The organism is Dyadobacter sp. 676 (assembly GCF_040448675.1).
In the GTDB taxonomy this organism is placed as follows: Bacteria; Bacteroidota; Bacteroidia; order Cytophagales; family Spirosomataceae; genus Dyadobacter.
The window spans coordinates 4,688,883-4,710,570 of sequence record NZ_CP159289.1 but is presented as its reverse complement, the minus strand read 5'-3'; the positions used below and the strand labels follow the sequence as shown (position 1 = coordinate 4,710,570).

The following is a 21,688-nucleotide window of genomic DNA, read 5'->3' as shown; positions in this document are numbered from 1 at the left end:
CCAAGTGCGCTTTTTTTAATTCAATTCTTATCCACAAAAATCTGATTCAATGGATTTCAATTCCACGTTAAGGAACATCTTTGTTGAAGAAAAAGACATTCCGGCGGAGTTCAGCCTGCCATCGCTGATCCATCAGCGCGAGTACCTCTGCAATGGCGAAATGAAGACCTGGGACGGGCCGTTCCATGAGGTGTATTCGCCTGTTTGCGTGCGGACGGCTAACGGGCTCGAACGCAAACTGATCGGCAGCTATCCCCTATGCACCGCAACCGAAGCATCGGAGGCGCTGGATGCGGCCGTAGCCGCCTATAACAGCGGCCGCGGCGAATGGCCCACCATGGGCGTCGCCGAGCGCATCCACTGCGTTGAGCAATTCACAGGCCGGATGATCGAGAAAAAGGACATTATCGTCAAGCTCATCATGTGGGAAATCGGCAAGTCGTTTGCGGACTCCGTCAAAGAATTCGACCGTACGGTTGAATATATCTATGCCACTATCGACTCGCTCAAAAACCTCGATCGCGACTCGTCGGGTTTCGAGATCGTCGACGGCATCGCCGCCCAGGTACGCCGCTCGCCGCTCGGCGTAGTGCTTTGTATGGGGCCATTTAACTATCCGCTCAACGAAACTTTCACCACCCTGATTCCCGCGCTGATCATGGGTAATACGCTGCTGTTCAAGCCTCCGAAGTTCGGTACTTTGCTGCATTATCCTTTGCAGGAAGCCTTCCGCGACTGTTTCCCGAAAGGAGTAGTAAACGTGATTTACGGTCGGGGTAACGCCATCGTTCCCGGACTAATGCAGTCGGGCAAAATCAATGTACTGACGCTCATAGGTTCCAGCAAAGTGGCCAATGAATTGAAGAAATCGCACCCGAAAGTAAACCGCTTGCGCGCGGTACTCGGCCTGGATGCGAAAAACGCGGCCATCGTTACACCTGATGCAGACCTGAACCTCGCTGTGAAAGAAATCATCACGGGATCGCTGTCGTTTAATGGTCAGCGTTGTACAGCATTGAAAATCGTATGGGTGCACCGCAGCGTGGCCGACACGTTCCTGGAAAAATTCAGCGCAGCCGTTGCCGAGCTGAAATTCGGCATGCCCTGGGAAAAAGGTGTGGCTCTTACCCCGCTGCCCGAAACCAATAAAATCGAATACCTCAACGACTGCATTGCCGACGCCGAAGCGCACGGCGCGAAAGTGGTTAACGAAAACGGAGGCAAATCGGAAGGATCGTTCTTCTACCCGGCCGTCGTTTACCCCGTTAACGAGAAAATGAAACTCTACCACGAAGAGCAGTTCGGTCCGATCGTGCCCGTGGTACCCTTCGACGACCTCGAAGAAACCATCGAATTCCTCATCGAATCGACGCACGGCCAGCAGGTAAGCATTTTCAGCAACAACGCCGATGAAGTAGCGTCACTGATAGACCCGCTGGTAAATCAGGTCAGCCGCGTGAACATCAACACCCAATGCCAGCGCGGCCCGGACGTGTTCCCCTTCACCGGCCGCAAGGACAGCGCCGAAGGTACCCTTTCCGTTCCCGACGCCATCCGCGCCTTCTCGATCCGCTCGCTGGTAGCGTTCAAAATGAACGACGCGAACAAGCAGCTCATCAACGAGATCGTCCATGGCGATACTTCCAACTTTTTGAGTACGAAGTTTATATTCTAGTTTTTGCATTGGTTTCAACGCAAGGCGCCCGTTCAGGAAACTGGACGGGCGTTTTTTGTACCGCAGGATAAGTGGTGTTATGCGGAATGAATAGGGCTTTGTAGTTGGTGGGTTTTGAATATTGATCTTTCAAGCACACTATATGAACAAGGAGATTTACGCCTACAACAAATCCGAGGCTGGCAATACGTATTCGTTTGTGAGTAAAGGCCGAAACGGCGATATCCCTAAAATCGTGTTGATCAGACGAATCCCGAATCAGATAGCCGGGATAATGCCAAAAAAAGCTTTACAATCTCGGGTTCGGAGATCTCAGAGTTCATGGAAACAAACTCGTACTGGATGATAGTATCCGAAGTAACAATGGTGACATGCCCAGGGTTATTGCGACAGTTTTCCGAATTGCAAGAGAATTTTTAACTGAAAACCCGGATGCTCTCCTGATGTTTCAGGGTTACGCAGATGGGAAGACCAATGCGGAAGGCAGGAATCAACGTAATGCTCTCTATCAAAGAGTCATTGAATCCAACTGGAGTGCGTTGGCTTCGTTTTATCAAATTCAAGGAATCAAAGAGAATCAACTGGTCGAATACTCGCACCGCGGTTGCTTCGACGCTATTTTGATCGCACCTAAATAATCAATATTTTTAATGAATATAAACAACTATGGCCGTGTCAATTGAAAAGAAAACGCAAAAGAAAGTTGGGAATGAGTCAACCACGGCTCACGGACTGGCTGATCTGATAAACGATGAAGGTTTTGTAAGAGAAATAGAAGAAAGTCCCTTCTTTCGAAACAAATATCAGCGGGCAGTAGAAATCGCAGAAAAAATAAACTGGTCGAAGGTAACATTGAAGGAGAAGCAAGAATGATAATGCGAGCCGCCTGTCGGATTTAACGCGCTTGCGGTTCGCATTACCTTACCACTAAGACTGGTTCACTCACAAATTCGCCTCTGCCAGTACCCTTTCAATCTCGCCTTTCGGCGTTACCCCGGTTTTCTTCCAAACCACCTGGCTTCCGCGGTAAAGAATCAGTGTAGGCAATGCGGTTACGCCCAGCTCTTTGGTTAGTGCCTTGTTTTCATAGGCTTCGATATTGATCACTTTCACCGAATTGGCCTGCTCGTGCTTGATCGAATCCACGATTGGGGCCAGCTTTTTGCAGGAGCCGCAATAGCGCGACCCGAAGTCAACGAGCACCAGCTTGTCCGATTTCAGGGAAGCCTGGTAGTCGGTCAGCGAGAGGCCCGGGCCGACGGTGGAAACAACGGGTTTCCCCAGCCCGATCCATTTACTCAAACCACCCGGCAATTCGGTTACGTCTTTAAAACCATTATTGCGGAGCTCGCCGGCAAGTTTGCCGCTGCGGCCGTTAGCAATGGAATAAATGAAAGTCGGCTTGCTTTTATCGAGTTTGGCAATGGCTTTGGCAAAATCCGTCTCATTGGCTACGCTGAAACTCACCGCACCCTCAAGGTGGTTTTGGGCGTATTCCTCCGGCAGACGGGCGTCGAGGATCTGCGCATTTTTGCCGGCCCTGGCCAGGCGCGCTTCAAATTCTTCGAAGGAAACAAGGTCCTGCCTGGGAGCGGTTTGGGCGAACAGGACGGTGTGAGCGGCAAGCAGCCATACCCATGCGAACAATGGTCTGAAAGTTTTCATTGAAATTAAGTTTAAAGTGATTTTTCTGCTTTCGGTGGTTGGCCTTGGCTATCGACTTTATTTTGAACTCCTGAAATTGTTCACCAGCACTTTGGCTGCGCGGATGTCGTAATCAAACATTTCCGCCTTTTGCGCCGAAATCTTTTCAGCCGCCGGAATGGCCGGTGCCGCATCTTTTCCGGTCAAATCCAGGACATTGAGCGCTTGCAAACGAACGTATGGGTTATCGCTCTTCAATGCGTCTGTCAATACCGCTATGGCTTCGGGTTTGTCGGCGCCGGTCACATACAGCGCTTCGGCTGCCGCGATGCGCACGGCCGGTTCGGGATCCTTCAATGCGTTTTGCAATGCCACTTTGCCGGAGGCCGCTTTCAAAACCGTGAGACCGGTAGCACTCCAATACCGCACCGACGGGTCCGCATCGCTCAACGCCCGGATGAGCGCCCGCGCGTTAGCCGCATTGCGCGACGAAGCAAGGTCCGCCGTGGCCGCGATCTTCTCCAGATTGTATTTGCCACTTCTTGCATAATCATATAAAGGCGTCGTTCCGGCGATTTCGTAAATGATCGCCTCTGGAATAAAACCGACATCCTTATAGCTGCCGATCCACTCCTCATTGGCTTTGCGCAATCTTTCCAGGTCCTTTTTGTATTTCGGATCGCCGGCGAGGTTGCGAATGTTATGCGGGTCTGCATCGACGTCGAAAAGCTCCTCGGCAGGTTTTTCTTCCCAGAATTTCGATTGCACCGCATTCAGCTTACCGGCCTTATAAAGGTTCTCCCACGATTTCACCGAAGGAGCGCGCCAAAGGTATTCGAGGTACTGGCCGTAGATTTTGTTGGGCAAATAATTCCGGATATAACGGAATTTCTTATCCCGCACCGACCGCGACATATCGATCCGCTCGTCCATTCTGCCCCTGAAACCGTATGCATATTGCGGCTCCGGCTTCTGCTGTTTGCCCAAAAAAGCATTTCCCTGCATGTAGTCGGGCACTTTGATATCCGCCAAACTCAAAACAGTAGGCGCGAAATCCAGGAAGGTTACCAGCCTGTCCGACACGGTACCCTGTCCCTGCTTTGCCAAATGCGCATACTTGGGCGGCAAATGGACGATGAGCGGTACATGCAGGCCGGATTCATACATAAACCGTTTGCTGCGCGCGAGCACCCCTCCGTTATCGGCATAATAGAACACGATCGTATTGTCGGCCAGGCCTTCGTCTTTCAACTCCTGCCACAGCTTTCCAAACTGCCGGTCCATTTCTTCCAGCTTATCGTAATACTGCGCCCAATCGTGTTTCAGCTCGGGTGTCACCGGATGGTAAGGCGGTAACGGCACTTTTTCAGGATCATGTTTCAATGCAGGCAGCGGCTCATGGAGCGAGCTTTCATGCGATACATTTAAGTTGAATACCGCGAAAAACGGCTGACCCGACTTGCGGTTCTTATAAGTTGCCCTGGCGCTGGATTCATCCCAGGCATCCGTCTGGTCGGTCGTGTTGTAATCCTTTTTGGCATTATTCGTTGTGTAGTAACCGGCCTCCCGCAGGTATTTCGGAAAAAACTTCACAAATGCCGGCGACGGATACTCGCTGCGCATATGTTCGGTACCGAGCGAGGGCGGATACATGCCTGTAATGAGCGTGTTACGCGAAGGCGCACACACGGGGGGCCGTCGAGAAAGCATTCTTGTAACGGATGCTCTCGCTCGCGAACCTGTCCAGGTTAGGCGTCGTCGCGAATTGATCCCCATAGCTGCCCAGCAGAATGGTATTGTCTTCGCTCACTATCCAGAGGATATTCGGGCGGTCCTGCGCCATGGCCGGGTGTAATGCGATTGCGAGTATCGCCAAAAGGATTTTGCGGGTCAGTTTATGCATTTGCATTGCATGGTTGTTACATCGCTGTGCGATTTTTTCAAAACGTGGGGTTTGGCTCTTTCCTACCAATGTTACGTCGCTACGCGACTTAGTTAAATCGAATGCCGTCAGGCAAGTAGCAACAAATCAAAACCCTTATTTCGCACCCAAAACGGCCTGCTGCGTCGGGGCCAGATCGATGGTTACCTTTTGAATTTTGCCTGTGAACGCAAAAGGCACTTTGTAAGTGTCCCCTACCGGCGTGAGGTCGTCGAAGCCTACATTTACGCCTTCATGCAAATACAATGCATCCGAAGTTTTGGCAAGCGCGCCCTCTCCTACTTTCGCATTGTTGACATACAGGCTCACCACTCCCCCGCCATTCTGATCGTATTGCACGCTGGCTTTCAGCTCTACTTTGCCTGCCGGCAATGTTGCAGCCGAAGAGCTCACCACATATTTATGACCGTCACCAACGGCATACACGAATTGCAGTTTCTGATTTTGGATAAAAAAGCTCAGCCCGCCAGCTGCACCGCCTCTCGACAGCAGCACTCCCTCTGTTTCCGCACCCGACAATACGGCATCCGCAACGATCGAGAACGAGCGTTTCAATGCGAACGGGCTGGCGATGTCGATGATCGTCGATTGGCCCGGATACAGGACTACCTTCTCTACGTCGTTGTAGGCGGTAGGCAATGTAAACGGTTCGGTGCCGTCTTTCAGCGGGTACACATTGTATTTCGAGGCCTCGCTATCGAACAATGCTTTCAGTTCTTTTAACTTCGCCGGATCGGATGCGGACAGATCGTTCGTTTCGTTGAAATCCTCATTCAGGTTATAAAGCTCCCATTTGTCTTTTTCAAAGTCCTGACCTTTCACATGCAGGGTACCGGCCTTCCAGCCGTCTTTGTAAATCGAGCGCGAACCACGGATTTCGTAGTACTGAACCGTATGGCGGCTTTTGGCACCCGCGTCGTTGAGGCTGTATGCCAGGCTCGTTCCCTCGATCGGATCCTGCTTGATGCCATTCAAAACCGCAGGGGCCTTGATGTTCAGCAGTTCCAATGTGGTAGGTAAAATGTCGGAAACATGACCGTACTGGTTCCGGACCCCGCCTTTTTCTTTGATGCCTTTGGGATAAAAAACGATGAGCGGGTTATGCGTGCCGCCTTCCGAGTTCGCATCCTGCTTCCAGTGGCGGAACGGCACATTGGTGGCCGCGGCCCAGCCGAGGGGATAATTCACTTTCGAGAACTCGGTGCCGATGAGGTCGATCTGCTCGATGTTCTTTTTCAAACGCTCCTCCTCCGAAATGCCGGTACCGAAGTTGTTTACGGTGCCTACGAACGTCCCTTCCTTACTCGCGCCATTGTCGCCCACCGACACGATTACGATCGTATTTTCCAGCTCGCCCGTTTCGCGGATATGGTTGATAATCCTTCCGATTTCATAATCGGTTTGTTCCAAAAAGCCGGCATACGTTTCCATAAACCGCGCATACAGCCGCTTCTCGTCGGCGCCCAGCGAGCTCCATTCCTTCACACCGGGGTTACGCGGCGGCAGTTTGGCATTTTTCGGCACCACACCCAGCCTGATCTGGTTCGCCAACACCTGCTCCCGGTAAGCATCCCAGCCCGCGTCGAATTTACCTTTGTATTTATCCGACCATTTTTTCGCTACCTGATGCGGCGCATGGCCCGCGCCGGTTGCGACGTACAGAAAAAAGGCTTGTCCGGATTTCCCGATTTCTGGCTTGCCAGATAGCTGATGGCCTTGTCGGCGATCAGTTCGTTGAAATGCTTGCCATCCTGCCGGTCGGGCTCGCGGTGCGTGCCTTCCCAAAGCTCGGGATGCCATTGGTCGATGCTGCCGCGCGACGGGAATCCGTAGAATTGCTCGAAACCCCGGCCCGTCGGCCAGCGGTTGAACGGGCCGGCGGGTGTCAGGTCCGCCAACGGGGTAATATGCCATTTACCCAATGCAAATGTGTTGTAACCATTGTCTTTCAGGATCTCGGCAATGGTACCTTTCTCAAAAGGAATGAGCGCGTCGTAGCCGGGTGTGCCGATGGCGGTTTCGGGAAAAAGTCCCATATGTGCCGAATGCGCATTGCGCCCCGTAAGCAGCGATGCACGTGTGGGCGCGCAAATGGCCGTCGTATGAAAATTGGTATATCGCAAGCCATTGTTCGCCAGGCTATCCAGCGTGGGGGTGTTGATCAATCCGCCGAAAGTGCTGATCGCACCATAACCGATGTCGTCCAGCAGAATCCAGACGACATTCGGAGAGCCTTTCGCCGCCTTCTTTTTCTCCGGCCACGATTGCTGCGTTTCGGCGACCGTCTTGCCGATTTTACCCTGATAGGCGGGCGCAGGCGCATATTGCGCGTTCACGCCGCTCGCGGCCAGTACGGCCAGCGCCCCAAGCGACAGTTTATTCCACGAACTACAAATCTTTCCCATAACCATCTGTTTTTGAATACATTTTAAATCAATATCAATTCCTATTTGATCGTATTCCAATCCACTACACCTACTTTCTCAGCCCACTGGAGGTATTCGCTTTCCAGTTCTTTCACCTTTTGCGGATACCGGCCGGCCAGATTGTTGGTTTCGCTACGGTCGGCTTTCAGGTCGTACAATTCCCACGGCCGATCAATCTCCGCGACGAGCTTCCAGTCGCCCTTGCGCACGGCGCGGCTGCCTTCGTGCTCCCAGAAAATGGTTCTGGGCTTCGTGGCTTGCGGATTTTGGAATAATGGGGTTAACGAGGTACCTGCCAGCGGCGTAAGCGTTTCGTTGCCGAATGTACCGGGATAATGCACGCCTGCCGTTTCGAGAATGGTCGGCATTATGTCGGTAATGTGGCTTACCTGGATACTCAGCGCATTGGCCCTGATCCTTCCCGGAAACCAGGCAATGAACGGGGAGGCGATGCCGCCTTCGTGGGTGTTCTTTTTAAAAAGTTGGAATGGCGTGTTGCTCGCATTGCCCCAGGGTGGGTCGTAGCTGTCTATGGAGTTCACCGAACCCGGTTCACCTGTTTTTGGGGTAACATAACTCCATTCGCGAACGGTATCCCCGCTGCCGCCATTGTCGGAGAGGAAAATCACGAGCGTGTTGCGGTCGCGGCCGATGGCTTTCAGTTTATCGAGCACCTGTCCGATGCATTGGTCCATCCGGTCGACCATGGCCGCATAAATGGCCATACGGGTGCCCCACCGGTCTTTTTCCGCTTCGCTCAGCGCATTCCATTCCGGCGCTTTTTCGTAGCGGGGCGAAAGTTTCCACTCCTTTCGGATAATGCCGAGTGAGATCAGTTTCCGGTAGCGGGCCTCCCGCAATGCGTCCCAACCCTGTAAATACTTCCCTTTGTAGCGGGCAATGTCTTCCGGCAAAGCCTGGATCGGCCAGTGCGGTGCATTATAGGCAAGGTACAAAAAGAAGGGATTGGACTGATCCTTAATGCGGTCGACAGACTGGATCGCGAAATCGGTAATGGCTTGTGTGAGATAGCGCGAAGTGTCGTACCGCTGAATCTGGCGGCCGTTGAGCTGGAATGTGACGGTGCGTCCGTCATTGTAAAGCGGCTCGGAGTTGAAATAGCTGGCTCCATTGTTTTGCAAAGTAAAAGACTGATCGAACCCGCGGTTCACCGCCCAGGCCGACGGTACCAGCCCGACATGCCATTTGCCCGAAACAATGGTGTTATAGCCCGCCGTTTTGAGTAATTGCACAATCGTGGCGCTGTTTTTACTCAAATAGCCCTGGTACGCAGGTGTACCCTTGTCCTGCACCATGTCGCCCACGCCCGCCTGGTGCGGGTACAGGCCCGTGAGCAAAGCCGCGCGCGAAGGGCAGCAGCGGCCGCTATTATAAAACTGGGTAATGCGCAGGCCTTCTTTCGCCAGGCGGTCGAGGTTCGGTGTGCTGATTTCCGAGCCAAAACTTCCCAGGTCCGAAAAACCCATATCGTCGGCTAATATCAGGACGATATTGGGTTTTCCGGGCGTTTGTTGTGCCGGTACGGGCACCGGCGCGGCCACCGCCAGCGCCCATATCATGCCTGTCCAAAAGGAAGTTTTTCTATTCATTCAATATTCGGTTCCAACAGATTACAAATCCGGTATTACTCCCAAAGCGGGTTTTGCTTCAACAGCGAATTGTTGTCGATCTCCGATTGCGGAATCGGGAAAAAGACGTGCTTCGGCGCCGCATTGGTTTTGCCTACTTTCTGCTGGTTGGCCACAAAGGTGCTGTTGTACGCCGCGTCGCGCTGACGGATCAGGTCGAACCAGCGCTGGTATTCGTAGGTGAGTTCCAGGCGGCGGTCGAGGTACACCGAATCGCGAAACTGGTCTTTGGTCAGGCCGGGGGTAAGGTCGGGTAAACCGGCGCGTTTGCGTACTTTGTTCAGCGATTTATAAGCCTTTTGCGTTGGCCCGTTGGCTTCGTTTTCGGCCTCGGCGTGGATCAGCAGCAGCTCAGCGTACCGGATAATGGGTACATTGGCAGCGGATTGGTTCGTAACCGCCGTCGATGCCGGGTCGGCCCATTTGTTCCAGAATGGCGTCGAATCGTTCGGCACCGCCGGGTTTGCGATCGGCAATGCATATTTGCGGCCATTCGACGGGCTGGTAAAGCTGCGCACAAACGTCACATCGCGGCGTTTATCGTCCGGTTTGTACAACTTGTAAATGCTGAAAAACTTGTCGTTGCCCTGCGTGTAATACCGCACCATATGCGCATAGTTCCCGTTCAAACCCGGCACACCCGACAGGATCGACCGGGGCCATTCGTTGTTGCCCTGCGCCAGCGAGTTGGATTTGAACTGCGCCGAGAAAATGTGCTCCTTGTTGTTTTTGAATGCAGGCAGGAAAACCTCGGCGTAGTTATTAACGAGGTCATAACCGTAGTTACCCGTGCCCCCGTCGGCGGGAGACAATGCTTCCTCCGCCTTATTCACTGCCGCCTGGTATTTAGCGCTCACTTTCAACGGCAGCGACGCCTGGGTGAGGTACACTTTCGCGAGCAACGCCTTGGCGGCGCCTGCTGTCGCACGCCCTACATTCGGCGCCGCATAACTGGCCGGAAGTACGGCTGCCGCTTCGGTAAGGTCCTTCTCTATTTGCGCATAAACGTCCGCCGATGGCGATTTTGCGATCGCATAATCCGCGGCGTTCACGAATTTCTGGTATTCGAGGATCAGCGGAACGTCGCCGTACAAACGCACGAGATTGAAATAATACAATGCACGGAGAAACTTGGTCTCGCCAAGCAGACGCGTCTTCAATGCCTCGTCGAACTGAATAGCCGGCACTTTTTCCAGTACTACATTGGCCTTTTTAATGGCCGCGTAATGCTGCTGCCAGATTTCGTAAATCCGCAGGTTGGTCGACGAATGCGCCAGTACCGACAAGGAGCGAACGTCCGGGTTGGTCGCACCGGGCCCCGGGTCCTCGTCGTCTCCGGCCATATTCATACCGGTATTGAAGAGCGTATTGTAAGGCGTCTGGATCGACGAACCGCCCGAGTTCAGGAAGAAATACACCGCATTGACGGCATTCACCGCGTCGGCCTGCGTTTTGTAATACTGGTCTTCCGACAAAAATGCCTCCGGCTCCTCTTTCAGGAATTCCTCGCACGAGAGCGACGCGAATGCCGTGAATCCCAACAGAATATATTTAAGTGCTTTCATTTCAATCGATTTTGGAATGGTGGTTATCAGAAAGTAAGGGACAGGCCCACCTGGTAGGATTTGTTGTTCGGATACACGCCCTGGTCTACGCCCTTGTTGATCAGCGACTGGCCGTTCAGGCTCACCTCGGGATCAAAACCGGTGTATTTCGTCCAGGTTTTCGGGTTTTGCGCGGATACATACACGCGCAGGTTCTCGATACGCAGTTTCGAAACGAGTTCTTTCGGAAATGTGTAGCCTAGTGAGAGGTTTTTCAGACGGTAATAGGTCGCATCTTCGATAAACCGGTCCGAAATGGTGATCGCAGGGTCCTGATAGGCCGCTTTTACGTCGGTATCGGTGTGGGTGGGCGTCCAGCGGTCGAGCACCACGGTCGAGGCATTTACGTAACCCGTTCCCAGTTCCAGGTTCGCACGGTTGGCATTATACAACTTGCCGCCGATCGAGGCCTGGAAGAAGACGGTCAGGTCAAAGCCTTTGTAATTGAAGGTGTTGGTAATCCCGCCCGTCAGCGCCGGCTGGTTTTTCACCACCACGCGGTCGCCCGCTTGCGTAATCACGCCGTCGCCGTTGATATCCTTGTATTTCTGGCCGCCCGGGTTTTTGTTCTGTTGCGGGGTCAATGGCGCGTCGCCTTCCTGGATAATCCCATCGGTTTTGTACACGATGAACGACCCCAGCGGATAGCCCACTTTCGCGATCGAAGGTGCCGATATCACCGGGATGATCTGGTCCACACCATCGCCGAGGCTCAGGATTTTGTTGGTGTTTTTGGAAACAATGAAGATCGTATTCCATTTGAAAGCACCTTCCGTATTCCTTGAATTGATATACAACTCGACACCCTGGTTGGAAACCGCACCGATGTTCTGATAAACTACGGAAGCTTGCCCATTGTAGAAATCCGACAAGCCGGAAGTGCCTGGTACCGTGCGGGTCAGGAGCAAATCGGTGGTTTTCTTGTAATAGTAATCGGCGATAATGTTAATGCGGTTTTTGAACAAACCGATATCCACACCGGCATCCACCTGAAACGTCTTCTCCCAGCCGAGGTTCGGGTTAGGCACGGTGTTCGGGGCGAAACCGGAAACGGTGGTATTCGAGAAGTTGTAGCGGAAGTAACTCAGCTGCGAAAGCGACTGGTAGGCGGGAATGTTCTGGTTACCCGTCTGTCCGGCGCTCAAACGCAGTTTCAGCAGGCTGATTTTTTTGAAACGCTGGAAAAATTTCTCTTCGTTGACATTCCAGCCGATCGCCGCCGACGGGAAATAGCCCCATTTGTTGCCGCTACCGAATTTCGAAGAACCATCCGCCCGCAGTGTGAATGTGAACAGGTAACGCTCGTCGAAGTTGTAGTTCACACGGCCCAGCCACGAAGCGAGCGCCCACTTGTTGGCCAGCGAACGGGGAGCGATATTGGTGATACCGGTGGCAAGGTTGTTGTATTCGAACGCGTCGGTCGCAAAGCCGGCCGCTTCCGCGATCGCCCCTTTGCTTTGGGATACCTGCGCCGTAAAACCGGCTACCGCATTGATTTTGTTTTTTTCATTCAACTCCTTATCGTAGCTGATCGTATTCTCGTTCAGCCAGTTGCTGGTAAAAATCGAACCCACGATAGCGTCGCCGCTCAAAGCAGCTCCTTCGGAAGTGGTGCTTGGCAAATAGCGGTTCTGCTTGTTACCCACCACGTCGGCCCCGATGAGGATTTTCGCCTTCAAACCGTCGGCAATGGTGTATTCTCCCGACACATTCCCCAGGAAACGGTTCGTGATCGTCTCGTTCAACTGGTTGTAAAGCGAGTTGATCGGGTTCTGCAATGCGGATTCGAACGGACTGTTGACCACGAAAGTCCCATTATCCTGATAAATAGGCAGCGCGGGGGGGTGTCAGCAGGAGATTACCCACAATCGCCGTCGGGGCGACGTTAGCTTTGGTATTGCTCGCATTCAGGCTGGTAAAAATGCGGAAGCGGTCGTTGTACTGGTGGTCCAGGTTAATGCGTGCCGAGAAGCGGCGGAAGTCGGTATTTTGCAGGATACCGTTCTGTTTGAAATAGTTGCCCGAAATCGCCAGTTTCGTCTTATCCGATCCGGATAGAATCGAAAGGTTATGGCTCTGGATGGAAGCGCTGCGGAATGCGGCGTCCTGCCAGTCGGTGCCCGCGCCGGTGGTGTCGAGCGAGTAACCGGCAATGGTTGGAATGGAAACGGTTTTGCCGGAGTTGGCCGCCGCGTCTTTTCGAAGTTGCCACCATTGTGCCGCATTCAGCAAGGGGATTGTGCGGAGTACTTTCTGCTGGCCGTAGTAGGCGTCGTAGTTAATGGAGGATTTGTTTTTTGAACCGCTTTTGGTGGTGATAATGACCACACCGTTCGCACCGCGCGAACCATAAATGGCTGTGGCGGAAGCGTCTTTCAACACATCGATATTCTCGATATCGGCCGTATTAATGGAAGAAAGCGGGTTAATTTTCGAACCGTCGGTCACACCGGCATCGGTAAGGCCGTAATCGTTATTGACGGGAAAACCGTCGATAACATACAAAGGATCGCTGCCCGCGGTAATAGAGTTGTTCCCGCGTATCTGCACGCTCACTCCCCCGCCCGGCTGCCCGGACGTCTGCGTTACCACCGCACCCGCGACGGAACCTTGCAAGAGGCGCTCCACCGAGGCAACCGGCTGGCTTTTGATTTCAATGGGAACCGAAGCCACAGAGCCCGTAATGTCCTTACGTTTCTGTTCACCGTAACCTACCACCACGACCTCGTCGAGCAGGTTGGCGGTTTTCAGTACCACTTCGACCGGCTCGGCAGGCTGCTCGTAAATCTCGATTTCCTGCTGCTGGAAACCGGTAATGCTGATTTGCAATGTAAATGGAAACTCCTTCGCTGGGGGGATACTGAACTTCCCGTCAATGTCCGTCAAAGCGTATTTGGCAGAGCCTTTCTCAACCACCGTAGCACCGGGCAACCCCTGCCCCGACTCGTCTTTTACCACGCCGGTAATGGCGTCCTGCGCCGATGCACGGTAAAAACCTGTGGATACCAAGCCCGTCAGCAAGAACAGGCGGATTAGATGTTTGATCATTATTTGTGGTGAATAAAATGGATACTCGAGGCATGCAAACACTAACCTACGCGCATATACGCGGCACAATCCGACGCGGGCCTGAGCGCTAAAACAATGCGAAGAAGTGCCTGATCCGCCTCATATGCCGATAAGCGGGATCTGATAAATAATTCGGGAGTTTGTCAGAAGGTCAACAACAGCAACACGCTGCGGGACGGGGACAATCGGAAACCACCATGCTTTCCAGGGCCGGCCTACCGGCGCTGAAGGACCACATAAGAAGTACATCTTTCGTTTTCATAGGTACGATAGAATTTTGGACGAATGTTCCGCCTGACTGGTGGTTAATCGGGCAGGTCATTTTTATATAGTCTATAAATATGATAGACAAAGTAAACTTATTGAAAATTAAAACGCAAGACTTTGAGAGCAGAAACTTTTAAACAGCCTTGATTTGGCGATATATTATCGGTTTATTCCAATCCTTACACCGACATATCCAAATTTACGCATTCATTATTGTGCGATACGGGTCGGGATAAAGACATGAAAGGCCGATCCCATCCCGGGTGCTCCTTCGGCGGTGATGTACCCATGATGGTTCTGCACAATTTTCTTACAGATTGCCAGCCCTATTCCGGTCCCTTCGTATTCATTCTTTCCGTGCAGCCTTTGGAAGAGGTCGAAGATACGGTTTTCGTATCGCTGATCGAAGCCGATACCGTTGTCGATCACGCTGATGCGGCAGAACGGCCCCTGCTCGTTTTCGGTAACCGTGCTGGTTATCTGCACCAGCGGCTTTCGGTCGGGGCTGCTGTATTTAATGCCGTTGCCGATCAGATTCTGCATTAACTGGTGAAACTGCACCGGTATTACCGGCAGTACCGGCAGCTTCTGCACTTCCACTACCGCCCCTTTTTCGAGGATCAGTTCTTCCAGATCGCTTTTCACCTCGTCGACGATACTGTTCAAATCGGTCTCCGCAAATTTGAAATTGACTCCGCTTGTACCCGAATAGCTCAGCAACGCTTCTATCAGCTTCTGCATGCGTGCGGACGCCGCGATAATGCGCCCAAAATAGTCCCTGGTATTTTCCGAGAAATGTTCCGATTCCTTTTCCATGATCCGGCTGCTGAACGCCCGGATCTTCCGCAGAGGTTCCTGCAAATCGTGCGAGGCCACATAACTGAACGAAGCAAGCTCTTCGTTGTTCCGGCGGAGTTCGAGATTCTTTTTATGCAGGGCGTCGCTTAGCTCGACATCCTTCGTCACGTCCTGCAAAGCACCGATCATCAGGTGGTTATCTCCTTCTTTGATAAAATTGCCGCTCAACCGGAAATGCCTGATGTCGCCATTTTTGGTAATGACCCGGTAAGTATTTTGCACGACGACCTTCGTTTCGTATGCCCTGATGCCATCCCGGATAGCCTGGTGGCGGTCGTCGGGGTGGAGAAACGAAAGAAATTGCTCGAATGAGGGCGTAAATTCCTGCGGCAGGTAACCGATCAGCCGGTAGAGGTTATCTGAACATTCCAGCTCGTTGGTTGCTACATTCCATGCGTAGCTACCAATGCTGGCATTCTCCTCGGAATGTTTGAAAATCGAGTTTTGTATTGCGAGCTGCCGGTTCAGGTCTTTGAGTCTGAGGTCGGATTTGAGTTCTTCCGAAATATTCCGGGCCGTTACCGTTACGCTATCTTCAAGTTTTTCGATCGAAGCCTCGAACCAATGCACTTCTCCGTCCTTTCTCACATCGAACTGGTAGTTATCGGGCCGTCCGGTTTCAATGCATTTCACCAGTTTTTCAAACACCCCGTTTCTAAAAATGCCGGGAAACACCTCGCGGCAGGTACGGCCGGTGATATGCGTCGTCCCGTATGTAAACGTATCCTCATTGGAATATGCAATGCGAAAGTCCATGATTTTCCCGTCGGGATTACGGATTGCCTCATACGATGCGATGCTGTTCCCGGCCGTATTCAATATCGACTGCAGAAACTGCTCCGAGCGCCTGAGTTGCTGCGTCCGCTCTTCCACCTTTTTTTCCAGTTGTTCTGAAAAAGTGATCTGGTCGTGAATATCCATGCACCCTCCCACGTAACCTGTGAACACGCCCGTGGACGTGTAACGCGGCACGCCCCTGTCGGAAATCCAGCGGTACTCGCCATCGTGCCTGCGCAGGCGATAGTCCATGCTGAACTCTTTCCGCTCCTCGAAATGGGATGTATAGATGGCCAGGCACCTTTCCAGATCGTCCGGATGCACCCCTTCCGCCCAGCCGTTGCCCATTTCCTGCTCCATGCTCCGGCCTGTAAAATCGAGCCATCCCTTGTTGAAAAAATAGCAGAGCTTATCTGGGCCGGAAAGCCAGATCATCACCGGCGCGGTATCGGCGATTGCCTGGAAACGTCCCTCCATTTCCTGTAAATCGGCGAGCGTGTCGCCAGCGCCGGTTTGCCCCAGCCGGGCCCTATCCAACGTCGCTTCCAGCAACTCAATGCGTTTACGCAACGCATCCGTTTCTAAATTCATATAGAGATTTTCGCATTTCAATCCCTACCAATTTACAGCTGTAGGGCCACAATAGCAACGCCGATTGAATTTTTCGGGGGACCAAATCCTAAGACAGAAGGTTTTGTCTTAAAATGAATTCCGGTGTACTGGCTACATCTATGCTACGCTCCTGCCCCCCTTTTGACGGAGCAATGAAATTTCATGAGCGGCATTGATAACCGTTCTGATTTGTTCCTCATCCCAGGGCTTTTCCATGCGGTAGTGAACCTGGCCCTTACTCAACGCTTCGGCAACGGCCGTAAGGTCCGTAAAACCTGTCAACAACACCCGCATAGCATTGGGGTATCTACCGAGGACCTCGATTAGTAAATCGACACCTGTCATTCCGGGCATGCGCTGATCGGTAATAACGATATGTACCGGGTTCTTTTTCATAATCTCAAGCGCCTCGATAGCGGAGCGTGCGGTGAGTACATTAAATTCTTTACGGAAAGTCGCTATGAACGAGTTCAGATTATGAATTTCATCGTCCACATAAAGCACGGTTATCGTTTTCGAAGTCGCCATCGCCAGTTTGTTGCAGAAAGATTTAGGTTTACCTTTTTATATTAAAAACCGACCTTAAAGATTACGCTTCCCAATTAATTAACCGGAAATAGCTTAGCAACGGGCTACAACAAAAAATCAAAAGGTTATTTTATTTTAAATAAAGGAATACAGATACATAAGTAACCGGCATAAACATCGGCTAAACCGCTAAAAGCTTTCGGCCAGGCATTCTGCCCCAAACAGGCAGCGTTCTTTTACAGGTGTTGAGATCGGGAAATTGTTTAATTTTATACGAATTAATTCTATACATGTCCGCTATGCAGTCCAAGTTCTCCGCCAAATCCCTCGACATGATCATCGCTGGTATTAACGCCGGACTATGGGACTGGGTTTTCGCTACGGACAAACAGGTTTGGTCCGACCGTTTTTTTGAACTCCTGGGCTACGATCCCGGCGAAATCCCGACCGGTTACGAATCGTTTACGGAAACGCTGGTCCACCCCGACGACAAGGCCATCGTAGCCGACGCGATCCGCGAGCAATTTGAAAACAATGTGCCCTATCTTGTCCATGTAAGGCTCCAAACAAAACACAATGGCTACCGCTACTTTGAATGCCGCGGAACTGTCCGGTTTGAAAACGGGAAGCCGGAACGGATGGTGGGATCGGTTTCCGATATCCACGACGATGTGATGCAGCAGGGGCAACCCGGCAAACTGGATGGTGTCTTGCAGGATCTCACTCAGCGGAAACTTGTCGAGGAAAAGCTTAGCGTGATCTTCCAGTATTCGACTGACGCGCATTTGCTCCTGGATGAAACGGGCATCATGGACTGCAACGAGGCTGCGGTGAAAATGCTGCGCTGCAAGAACAAAAGTGAATTGCTATCGATCCATCCGGCCTATTTCTCTCCCGAATTTCAGCCGGATGGCCGGCGGTCGTCCGAGAAATCGGTGGAAATGGACCGGCTCGCGTACGAAAACGGCTATAACCGTTTCGAATGGATCCACCGGAGAATGGACGGAGAGGAATTTCCCGTCGAAGTGACGCTCAATCCGGTGCTGATCAGCAACAAGAAAGTACTGCTGGTGGTCTGGCACGACATTACCCACCGGAAACGGGCCGAAGAACTCATCCGGCGAAACGAGGCTATGCTGGCCGAATCCCAGCAACTTACGCACAGCGGCAGCTGGGAGGCCGACCTTATTACCGGCCAGAATTACTGGTCCGACGAAGCGTTCCGCATATTCGGCCTCGAACCGGGCAGCACCGGGCCGGAAACGGAGCTGCTTTCGAACATGATCCATCCCGACGATCTGGCAACCTACAAATCGCACATCCGCAATGCGGTCAACGACCTGAAACCGGCCAGTTTCGACCTCCGCATCGTGTTGCCCGACGGCCGGGTAAAATTCATCCACGCGATCGGCAAGCCGTTCGTCGACAGCAACGGCAAGGTAACCAAACTTTACGGGGCTATTATGGACATCGATGAGCAAAAGAAAACCGAGCAGGAGCTTATTAAAGCCAAAGAGCAAGCGGAAATGGCCGCCGTTGCCAAATCGCAGTTCCTCTCGACGATGAGCCACGAGATACGGACACCTATGAACGCAGTGATCGGCTTTACCCATTTACTGCTGCAACAGAACCCCAAGCCGGAGCAGATGGAGTATCTCAATATCCTCAAATTCTCGGCCGAAAACTTACTGGTACTGATTAATGACATATTGGATTTCAGCAAGATAGAGGCCGGAAAAATCGAGTTCGAGGAAGTTGATTTCAATGTCCTTTCGTTACTCGAAAACATCCGATCGGGTATTTTACAAAAGGCGAATGAAAAAGGTATTTTATTGAAACTGAAAGTCGGTAACGACGTCAATATCACGGTAGTCGGCGATCCGACGCGACTGGGTCAAATCCTGACCAACCTGGTCAGCAATGCCGTTAAATTCACCGAAAACGGCAAAGTGACCGTTTCGGCCGCTGTTTCGGAACGGCAAGGCAACCACGTTACCATCGACTTCCGGGTTGAAGACACCGGCATCGGCATTCCACCCGACAAACTTGAAAACATTTTCGACAGCTTCACCCAGGCTACTTCCGACACGACGCGCAAATACGGCGGATCGGGCCTCGGCCTGACGATCACCAAAAGGCTCCTCGAACTGCAAAACAGCCGGATCCAAGTCGACAGCGAGCCGGGCCGGGGGTCGACATTCTATTTCAGTCTTTCCTTCCCGATCAGCGAAAAGCACCGGACCGAACAAGCCAATGGCATACCTGCCAATTATTTTAACCTGGAAGGAATGAGGGTGCTTATCGTAGAGGACAACAACATCAATGTCCTACTGATGAAGAACTTTATGAAGCAGTGGAACGTGCAATACGACGTCGCGGAAAACGGCCTCGTCGCCCTGGACAAAGTTCAGGCCAACGATTACGACCTGGTGCTCATGGATCTGCAAATGCCAGAAATGGACGGCTATGAAGCTACACGGCACATCCGCCGCCTGGCCGGCAACAAGTACAGGCTTCTGCCGATTATCGCACTCACCGCGTCCGCCATGATGGATATTAAGGATATCGCATTCACGGTGGGAATGAACGACTACATCAGCAAGCCTTTCAGTCCGGCCGAATTGTACGCTAAGATCGCTTCTTATCGGAAGAAATAGGGCCGGCTGGCCAATGAATCGGCGACCGGGACACGCTTCTGCACCCTTATTTCCCGTTTTTTTAAGGTTGCCCTCCTCGTACATCCGGGCGCCCAGCGCAGGCGATGCGGGAATTTTCGGGTAGAAACTGTCGGAGCAAACAGGCAGGAATCGCAAAATCTCAGAATCAGACATATTGTTAAAAGAACGACAGCCCACGAGGGGGATTTTACGCGCTTGGTCATATAGGAAGTGGGTTATACCGGGCATGCTGGATGCGTCCACCACCCAAATTTTTGCCTTCCCAACCGCCACACCCGAATCTTTTTACCAACCGGCTACGAGCGATTATCCATCGCGTTGGTCATAGACGAAGCCATACGTCCGCACGCTGATCCTCACGAGCGTCATTTTACCGAAGGCTATCTGTCCGAACGCCGGTAAATCATTGCAGTCGACATTTTATCTCAAACCAGCCGATATTCCGGCAGGAATTATCAAGTCGTACTCAAACATTTACACACATGAAAAATTTGTTGATCCTCTTCTCCCGGCAGATTTGGTCGGAAAACTTTTCGTCATTGTTCAAAAGGATAAACACTCGCGGTTCATTCGAAGCAGGGCGCATAACATTCGTTTCTATAATAATAGGCGTTTTGACTACTTTGGGGCAGGGTGCCATAGCACAGGCACCTCGGCAATTCGGTTTTCAAGGATTCGTCGGAATGAAAACAGACAACCAAGTTGGATTTTATTTGAATGGGGCCTGGCGAATGTGGGCAAATGACCAGGGGCAGGTAATTACTCCTGGCGGAGTGCTCCAAGTCTCCGACCAACGTCTGAAGAAAAATACCGTTGCCGTTACTGAAAGTATTTCTAAATTGAAGGGTTTGACTGGCTATTATTATTATTGGATTGACGCTAAGCAAGATCAAAGGAAGCAAACCGGCCTCATAGCTCAAGAAACTGAAAAATACTTTCCAGAACTGGTGGTAACAGCCAAAGACGGCTACAAAGCCGTCAACTACATCGGCCTCATCCCCCACCTGATAGAGGCCATCAAGGAACTCGACAAAAAGACCGAGGAAATCGCGGATCTGAAAAAGGAACTGGCCTCGGTTCGGGAGATGAATAAAAAACTTAGTACACTGGAAGCCAGCGTAAAAGAGTTGCTGGCGGGTCAGGAAAGATTTTCAAACCAGACAGGCAAATGAAGAAACTATCCGTTTTCATCGTTCTTACATTATGCGCATATCATACGCAGGCACAGCAAATTTCACCCGGGGCACTTTACGCCGCCAGTGGCTCGGGATCGGCCGGTGGCGTGAGCGTCAATTGGGTATTGGGCAGTCTCAACACATTTTCAGATTTATCCGTTTTGCCGGTGAAGCTTATCAGTTTCGAGGGAAAAGTGAACGCTGCAGGCTATGCCGAATTGCGCTGGAAAACGGCCGAAGAAACGAACAACGTGGGTTTCGAGGTACAGAAGTCGCTGGATGGTAAAAACTGGGAATTGCTGGGCTGGGTCGATGGGGCGGTTAATTCCAGGACGGAGAAAACCTACCAGTACGTAGACCAGGACTTTAAAACCACCAGTTACTACCGGCTAAGGCAGGTCGATGCGGACGATTCGTACACGTACAGCAGAATTGTCCGGGTTATTCCCGAAAAAGAAAGCCTCGACAGGTTCTACGTGTATCCAAATCCGTCACGGGAAAACAAGGTCCGGGTACAAATGCCGGAACGGACGAAAACGCTCCTGCTGTTCGACCAACTCGGTCGGAAGCTCGGCCAGTTTGCGGCTCCGGGAACAGATCATACCATCACATTGCCACACACCGGTTCATTCCTGCTGCAAATTGACACGCCGGTCGGCAGCAAAACGACGAAACTTATTTTTCACTGAGGGTTAACTTGGGTTTATACAGGGGCCGCTGGTTTGGCGGCCTCTGTTTTGTTTGACCTTTTAAAATGCCATCATTACCTGCCACTAAACGCTTT

General features: G+C 52.0%; 15 protein-coding genes and 1 pseudogene. 6 read left to right on the top strand and 10 right to left on the bottom strand.

Annotation, left to right across the window (positions count from 1 at the left end; translation table 11 throughout):
• Nucleotides 1-49: 49 nt before the first annotated feature.
• From ABV298_RS21050 to ABV298_RS21040, 3 genes are all read left to right on the top strand, one after another.
• A complete protein-coding gene (locus ABV298_RS21050; protein WP_353718134.1) occupies nt 50-1,675 on the top strand; it encodes an NADP-dependent glyceraldehyde-3-phosphate dehydrogenase in 1,626 nt (541 codons plus the stop codon).
• Nucleotides 1,676-2,046: 371 nt separating this feature from the next.
• On the top strand, nt 2,047-2,313 hold the full coding sequence (locus ABV298_RS21045; RefSeq protein WP_353718133.1) for a hypothetical protein: 267 nt from the start codon (nt 2,047-2,049) through the stop codon (nt 2,311-2,313).
• 34 nt (nt 2,314-2,347) lie between these two features.
• Nucleotides 2,348-2,548 (top strand): hypothetical protein, encoded by a 201-nt coding sequence (locus ABV298_RS21040; protein ID WP_353718132.1) that lies wholly within the window; start codon nt 2,348-2,350, stop codon nt 2,546-2,548.
• Between the two features lie 69 nt (nt 2,549-2,617).
• Here the strand turns inward: ABV298_RS21040 and ABV298_RS21035 are convergent, their stop codons facing one another.
• From ABV298_RS21035 to ABV298_RS20990, 10 genes and pseudogenes are all read right to left on the bottom strand, one after another.
• Entirely contained in the window at nt 2,618-3,340 is a 723-nt protein-coding gene (locus ABV298_RS21035) for a thioredoxin domain-containing protein (protein ID WP_353718131.1), read from the bottom strand.
• Nucleotides 3,341-3,397: 57 nt separating this feature from the next.
• On the bottom strand, nt 3,398-5,029 hold the full coding sequence (locus ABV298_RS21030; protein WP_353718130.1) for a sulfatase-like hydrolase/transferase: 1,632 nt from the start codon (nt 5,027-5,029) through the stop codon (nt 3,398-3,400).
• Complete coding sequence (locus tag ABV298_RS21025; protein ID WP_353718129.1) at nt 4,989-5,222, bottom strand: hypothetical protein; 234 nt, start codon at nt 5,220-5,222, stop codon at nt 4,989-4,991. Before ABV298_RS21025 ends, ABV298_RS21030 begins: the two co-directional genes overlap by 41 nt.
• Before the next feature lie 135 nt (nt 5,223-5,357).
• A pseudogene (locus ABV298_RS21020) lies at nt 5,358-7,666 on the bottom strand (arylsulfatase).
• Nucleotides 7,667-7,707: 41 nt separating this feature from the next.
• Complete coding sequence (locus ABV298_RS21015; protein ID WP_353718128.1) at nt 7,708-9,297, bottom strand: arylsulfatase; 1,590 nt, start codon at nt 9,295-9,297, stop codon at nt 7,708-7,710.
• Between the two features lie 35 nt (nt 9,298-9,332).
• Complete coding sequence (locus tag ABV298_RS21010; protein ID WP_353718127.1) at nt 9,333-10,901, bottom strand: RagB/SusD family nutrient uptake outer membrane protein; 1,569 nt, start codon at nt 10,899-10,901, stop codon at nt 9,333-9,335.
• 26 nt (nt 10,902-10,927) lie between these two features.
• Nucleotides 10,928-12,745 carry a SusC/RagA family TonB-linked outer membrane protein gene (locus ABV298_RS21005; RefSeq protein WP_353718126.1) on the bottom strand — a complete coding sequence of 606 codons (1,818 nt, stop codon included), beginning with the start codon at nt 12,743-12,745 and terminating at the stop codon, nt 10,928-10,930.
• A 10-nt stretch (nt 12,746-12,755) separates the two neighbouring features.
• Nucleotides 12,756-13,988 carry a SusC/RagA family TonB-linked outer membrane protein gene (locus ABV298_RS21000; RefSeq protein WP_353718125.1) on the bottom strand — a complete coding sequence of 411 codons (1,233 nt, stop codon included), beginning with the start codon at nt 13,986-13,988 and terminating at the stop codon, nt 12,756-12,758.
• Between the two features lie 498 nt (nt 13,989-14,486).
• Nucleotides 14,487-16,502 carry a PAS domain-containing protein gene (locus tag ABV298_RS20995; protein WP_353718124.1) on the bottom strand — a complete coding sequence of 672 codons (2,016 nt, stop codon included), beginning with the start codon at nt 16,500-16,502 and terminating at the stop codon, nt 14,487-14,489.
• 138 nt (nt 16,503-16,640) lie between these two features.
• Nucleotides 16,641-17,051: a response regulator gene (locus ABV298_RS20990; protein WP_353718123.1), complete on the bottom strand. Its 411-nt coding sequence runs from the start codon at nt 17,049-17,051 to the stop codon at nt 16,641-16,643.
• A gap of 299 nt (nt 17,052-17,350) precedes the next feature.
• On the opposite strand from ABV298_RS20990, the gene ABV298_RS20985 reads away from it, so the two are divergent.
• The 3 genes from ABV298_RS20985 (at nt 17,351) to ABV298_RS20975 (ending at nt 21,593) form a co-directional block, all read left to right on the top strand.
• The gene (locus tag ABV298_RS20985; protein WP_353718122.1) at nt 17,351-19,708 is read left to right on the top strand and encodes a PAS domain-containing protein; all 2,358 of its coding nucleotides are present in this window, start codon (nt 17,351-17,353) and stop codon (nt 19,706-19,708) included.
• Nucleotides 19,709-20,211: 503 nt separating this feature from the next.
• Entirely contained in the window at nt 20,212-20,901 is a 690-nt protein-coding gene (locus ABV298_RS20980) for a tail fiber domain-containing protein (RefSeq protein ID WP_353718121.1), read from the top strand.
• Nucleotides 20,898-21,593, top strand: coding sequence for a T9SS type A sorting domain-containing protein (locus ABV298_RS20975; RefSeq protein ID WP_353718120.1), 696 nt, complete (start codon nt 20,898-20,900; stop codon nt 21,591-21,593). The genes ABV298_RS20980 and ABV298_RS20975 overlap by 4 nt, the downstream gene beginning before the upstream one ends.
• The last annotated feature ends 95 nt before the right edge of the window (nt 21,594-21,688 follow it).